This is a genomic window from Geminicoccus flavidas (assembly GCF_009806515.1).
GTDB lineage: Bacteria > Pseudomonadota > Alphaproteobacteria > Geminicoccales > Geminicoccaceae > Geminicoccus > Geminicoccus flavidus.
Map to the genome: position 1 here is coordinate 1 of NZ_WUJP01000105.1, position 5,520 is coordinate 5,520.

Annotated in this window: 5 protein-coding genes and 1 tRNA gene; all 6 read left to right on the forward strand. The window is 68.4% G+C overall.

Features of this window, described 5'->3' with window-relative positions:
* Positions 1 to 100: 100 nt before the first annotated feature.
* Positions 101 to 1,195 (forward strand): lactonase family protein, encoded by a 1,095-nt coding sequence (locus EQG76_RS02840; RefSeq protein WP_159710440.1) that lies wholly within the window; start codon positions 101 to 103, stop codon positions 1,193 to 1,195.
* A gap of 31 nt (positions 1,196 to 1,226) precedes the next feature.
* Positions 1,227 to 1,676 (forward strand): MaoC family dehydratase, encoded by a 450-nt coding sequence (locus EQG76_RS02845; protein WP_159710442.1) that lies wholly within the window; start codon positions 1,227 to 1,229, stop codon positions 1,674 to 1,676.
* Positions 1,673 to 2,485, forward strand: a complete 813-nt coding sequence (locus tag EQG76_RS02850; RefSeq protein ID WP_159710444.1) for an IclR family transcriptional regulator — start codon at positions 1,673 to 1,675, stop codon at positions 2,483 to 2,485. The genes EQG76_RS02845 and EQG76_RS02850 overlap by 4 nt, the downstream gene beginning before the upstream one ends.
* Positions 2,482 to 3,675 carry an extracellular solute-binding protein gene (locus EQG76_RS02855; protein WP_159710446.1) on the forward strand — a complete coding sequence of 398 codons (1,194 nt, stop codon included), beginning with the start codon at positions 2,482 to 2,484 and terminating at the stop codon, positions 3,673 to 3,675. The genes EQG76_RS02850 and EQG76_RS02855 overlap by 4 nt, the downstream gene beginning before the upstream one ends.
* Positions 3,672 to 4,727 carry a Gfo/Idh/MocA family protein gene (locus tag EQG76_RS02860; protein ID WP_159710448.1) on the forward strand — a complete coding sequence of 352 codons (1,056 nt, stop codon included), beginning with the start codon at positions 3,672 to 3,674 and terminating at the stop codon, positions 4,725 to 4,727. The genes EQG76_RS02855 and EQG76_RS02860 overlap by 4 nt, the downstream gene beginning before the upstream one ends.
* A 72-nt stretch (positions 4,728 to 4,799) precedes the next feature.
* Positions 4,800 to 4,874: transfer RNA gene (locus tag EQG76_RS02865), tRNA-Lys, on the forward strand.
* Positions 4,875 to 5,520 lie beyond the last annotated feature (646 nt).

Below are 5,520 nucleotides of genomic sequence, written 5' to 3' on the forward strand. Positions count from 1 at the left end.
AGGGGCCAATCGTGGTTCTTCTGCAAAAATCATTTTCATATATGAGCGACTGACGCAAGATCGCGGCGAGGCGGCAAGCGTCGGGAGGAGAAGAACCAAGATGGCCAGCGCGACCTACCTGTTCGTGGGCTCCCTGAACCGCCCGGCACCCTACTTCCAGGGCGCCAACGGGGCCGGCCTCTCGCTCTACCGGTTCGACGACGCCACCGGTGCCGCGGAGCTGCTCTGCACTGCCGACGACATCGACAACCCGACCTTCCTCACGGTCGATCCGGCGCGATCCACGCTCTATGCGAGCAGCGAGGTGTTCAACCGCAAGGAAGGCACGGTCTCGGCCTATCGCTACGACCTGGCCGGCCGGCGCCTGGACTACCTCAACATGCAGCCGTCCCTTGGCAGCATCACCGCCTACAACAGCCTGGCGGCGGGTGGCCGCCTGCTCCTGGTCGCCAATTATGCGATGGGCGAAGGCGGGCCGGACCAATCGGTGGTGGTCCTGCCGATCCTGGCGGACGGCAGGCTCGGCCCCGCCACGACCAGCGTCGCCCATGCCGGCAGCGGGCCGAACGCGGAGCGGCAGGAGCGCTCGCACGCCCATTGCGTGATCGAGCTGCCCGGGCATGGCAACATCCTGGTGGCCGATCTCGGCCTGGACCAGGTCGTCACCTACTGGCTGGATGCGGACGGCACGCTCCAGAAGGTCGGCGCCTATGCTACCAAACCCGGGGCCGGGCCGCGTCATCTGGCGGTGCATCCCAGCCGGCCCTTCGTGTTCGTCATCAACGAGCTGGGCTCGACCGTCTCCAGCCTGGCGCTGGGGCCGGACGGCCAGCTCGCCGAGATCGCGACCGTCTCGACCCTGCGAGCCGGCACGGGCGTGCACAACGACAGCTCCGACCTGCAGGTCTCGCCGGACGGGCGCTTCCTTTATGGGCTGAACCGCGGCCATGACAGCGTGGCGATCATCGCGGTCAGCGAGGATGGCGGGCTCACCGCGGCAGGCCACGTGCCCTGCGGCGGCCGCACCCCGCGCAACTGCGCGCTGACGCCATCCGGCAACCACCTGCTGGTCGCGAACCAGAACAGCGACGTCATCACCGTGTTCCGGCGCGATGCCGGGGACGGGAGCCTGACCGATCTCGGCCGGCCGATCGCCGCCGGCACGCCCATGTGCATCCGGGCGATCACTGCCTGATCCCCCATTCCTCCGGACGGAGCCGGTCGCCATGATCGTCGAGCAGTTTTTCGAGGACTACGAGATCGGCTTTGCGCGCCGGAGCTTCGGCCGCACCGTCACCGAGTCCGACATCGTCCTCCATGCCGGGCAGTCCGGCGACCACTTCCCGCACCACATGGACGCGGAGTGGTGCGCCACCCAGGAGTTCGGCCAGCGCATCGCGCACGGCACGCTGGTGTTCAGCTTAGGGGTGGGGCTGACCGCCAGCACGATCAACCCGCGCGCCATGTCCTATGGCTATGACCGGCTGCGCTTCATCCGCCCGGTCTTCATCGGCGACACCATCACCGCCAAAGCCAGGATCACCGAGAAGCGCGACCATCCGCGGCGCACGAGCCACGGCATCGTGGTGGAGGCGCTGGAGGTCACCAACCAGCGGGGTGAGCCGGTGCTGGCCTGCGAGCATCTCTACCTGGTTGAGCGCAAGGCAGCGGCATGAGGGCCCGCCCGGCCGAAGCGGGGACGATGACCGCCGAGGAGCGGCGTGCGAAATATTCGGTGCCGGCGGTCGAGAAGGCGCTGGACGTGCTGGAATACCTGGCGGACTTGGCGGTGCCGGCCACCCAGGCGCAGCTCGCCCGGGCGCTGGGCCGCCAGCCGGGCGAAATCTTCCGCCTGCTGACCTGCCTGGAGCTGCGGGGCTATCTGCGCCGCGACCCCTCGTCCGGCGCCTATGCGCTGACGCTGAAGCTGTTCGAGCTCTCTCGTACCCATTCGCCCTATGAGCGCCTGCTAGAGGCCGCCCGGCCCTGGATGCGCCGGCTGGCCGAGACGGTGCGCGAGACCTGCCATCTGAGCGTGCTGCACCAGGACCAGGTGCTGGTGCTGGCCCAGGAGGAGAGCCCCCGGCCGTTGCGCCTCTCGGTTGAGGTCGGTTCGCGCCACTCGCCGCTCCGCACCGCGTCCGGGCGGATCATGCTGGCCCATCTGCAGGAACGCGAGTGCTCTGCCCTGCTGGGCCGGCTGCCGGAATGGCAGGAACAGGACGCAGCGGCGCGCACCGGCTTTCTCGACCGGCTGGCAGCACTGCGCGAGCGCGGCCATGAGCGGGCCGAGGGTGAGCGCTTTGCCGGCATCCTGGACCTGGGCGTGCCGGTGGGCGGTGCTGGCGCCTCGATCAAGGCGGCGCTGATCATCGCCACGCTGCGCCAGGGTGACGGGCCGGACCTCGACGCCATGCTGCCGACACTGCAAGAAACGGCCCGGGCGATCGCCGCCGAGGCCGGCCTCAGGGAGAGCCCGCCATGACCAGAACGCTCAGGATCGCGGTCCGCAAGTTCGACGCCTTCGAGAGCGCGATCGTGCGGCAGTTCCAGGACTTCGCCGGCAGCACGGGCACGGATGCCCGCCTGCAGATCGAGCCGCTCGAGCTGAACCCGATGCACCAGGCCTTGTTCGTGGAGGGTCGGCTGCTGGACGGCAGTTTCGACCTGACCTTCCTGGCGACCGACTGGCTGGCCGAGGCGCAGGGTGCCGGGCTGATCACCGACCTTTCGCCCTTCCTGGAGCAGGCACCGCCGCCGGACTTCCCGGACGGCTGGAGCCCGTCGCTGCTGGGGCTGCAGCGCTTTGCCGGCGGCTTCTGGGGGATGCCCTATCATGACGGGCCGCAATGCCTGATCTACCGCAAGGACCTGCTCGATGCGGCGGGGCTGGCCGTGCCGACGACCTGGGAGGAGTTCCACGCGGCAGCCAAGCGGCTGCACGATCCGGCGGCCGGGCACGATGGCACGGTGCTGGCCCTGTTCCCGGACGGGCATAACGGCTTCTACGATTTCTGCGTCCATGTCTGGACCCGCGGCGGCGAGCCGTTCGACGGGGACACACGGCCGAGCCTCGTCACGCCGGAGGCAGAGGCGGCGCTGGACTTCATCCGGACGCTGGCGGCCGACCGGGACGCGATCGCGCCGGACTGCGCGAAGCTGGACAGTGTCCAGTCCGGCCTCCTGTTCTGCGCCGGCAAGGTGGCGCTGATGACCAACTGGTTCGGCTTCGCCGCGCTGGGGGAGACCTGGGCGGAAAGCCGGGTGAAGGGCCTGGTCGACATCGCCCCCCTGCCCTGTGCCGGCCGTGGCCGCAGCCTGTCGCTCAACGTGTTCTGGGTGCTCGCGATCGCGGCCGGCTCGCGGCAGAAGGAGCTGGCCTGGCGCTTCCTGCGCCATCTGGGGAGTCCGGCCATGGACCGGGTGACCACGCTGGAGGGGGCCATCGGCGTGCGCCGCTCGACCTGGGCCGATCCCGAGGTCAACCGGATCGTGCCTTACTACCACAAGCTCGATGAGCTTCATGCCCGCGCCCGCGAGCTGCCGCGCCACCCCCGCCTGTCGGCCATCGCCGCGGCGGTCGACGCCATGCTGGGCAAGGCCACCACCACTGCCACGCCCAGTCGTGACCTGCTGGCACAGGCCCAGCAGCAGATCCTGGACATCCTCCGATGAAGCTCGACCTCCGCCAGGAACACCCGCGCCCGGCCAACCCCCGTCCGATCGTGATCATCGGCTGCGGCGGGATCGTCGCCGCGGCGCACCTGCCGGCCTACCGCAAGGCCGGCTTCACCGTGGCCGGGCTCTACGACCTGGACCGCACCCGCGCCGAGGCGCTGGCGTCGGAATGGGGCATCGCCGAGGTCTACGGCTCGCTGGACGAGGCGCTGGCCACCCCGGGCGTGGTGTTCGACGTGGCCGCCCCGCCCGTGGCCCATCCCGAGCTGATCGAGGCGATGCCGCAAGGCGCATTCCTGCTCCTGCAGAAGCCGATGGGGCTGGACCTCCAGGCCGCGACCCGGATCCGCGCCGCCTGCCGTGCGAGGAACCTCACCGCCGCGATCAACTTCCAGCTCCGCTTCACCGCGATGATGCAGGCCCTGGCCGACGCCAAGGAGCGCGGTTACTTGGGCCGGCTGATCGACGTCGAGTGCCACCTGAACCTGGTGACGCCCTGGCACCTGTTCCCGCATCTCCTGCCCAATCCTAGAGTCGAGATCCTGTCGCACTCGATCCACTATCTCGACCTGATCCGGGCCCTCCTGGGCAACCCGCAGGCGGTCCTGGCGCGCACGATGGGCCATCCCGACACCAGGCTGGCCCAGACCCGGACCAGCGCCATCCTGGACTATGGCGATGACCGCCGCGTCACCCTGTCGATCAACCACCACCACGATTTCGGCCGCCGCTTCCAGGACGCGAGCTTCCGCTTCGAGGGCGACCGTGGGGCGGCCATGGCCAAGCTCGGCGTGCTGCTGGACTATCCCGAGGGCGAGCCGGATGAGCTCTGGCTGGCGCCGAAAGGCGGCCCCTGGCAGCAGGTGCCGCTGGCGTCCGGCTGGTTCCCCGACGCCTTCATCGGCCCCATGGCCAACCTGCAGCGCTTTGCCGCCGGGGAGGATACGGTCCTGCACACCTCGGTGGAGGATGCCTGGCACACCATGGCGCTGGTGGAGGCCTGCTACCGCTCGGCGAAGAGCCCAGGGACGCCGGTGCCGCGCGACTGAGGCCTGGGCATGCAAGGCATTTGCCGCGCGGGCAGCGATCCGCTAAGTCCCACCGCGACGGCAGCCCGCCTCGGACGCCTAGCTCAACGGTAGAGCAAGCGACTTTTAATCGCTAGGTTCAGGGTTCGAATCCCTGGGCGTCCACCAAAGCGGCTCAGCGAGATCATGAAATCGCTAGTTTTTTCGAGGCGCCTGGAAATCGCTCCCTATCCAGTTCCCTACCCCGCGCTTCGGTAGGGAACGGTGTCCACTCGCTCCCACCTCCACCGCTACCCCATCGACGCTGCTCGGGACCTGACGATCCGGTGCGGCGCGAAGGGACAGGTGGAGATGCGGGTGGAGCGGTAGGGGAAGGTCAGACGCAGGAAGCGAGCGGCGCCAGTATACTGGCTCGACTACACCAAAATGCTGTCCACAGCATATGTGGCAGCCACTGGATGCCGATCAGGATTCACGGCCTCCTGCGCACCTTCAGCATTCCCCTTTTACAAGTATCGTCGCTAGATTAATCGCACTCATCCTACGGCAGTTCCCTGCTGCACGCGAGCTCAGGGGCTCGCGGAGGTGAAATTGCCTGCATCGGATGGAGCGGTTCTCACTACGTGATTCATTCATTTGCGCTCAGCATCTCTTGTGCCGCAGCCCACGTCCTTCTCCTGACTTCAAATTGCTCACTAGGAGTACCTAACAGAACCAACATTTGACGAACTTGAGGCAGGTCAGACTGGCGGCGAGCAGGTGGAAGCCGGTGAGGATGTCGAGGCGCCGCTCGCAGCGGACGGTGAGCCTGCGG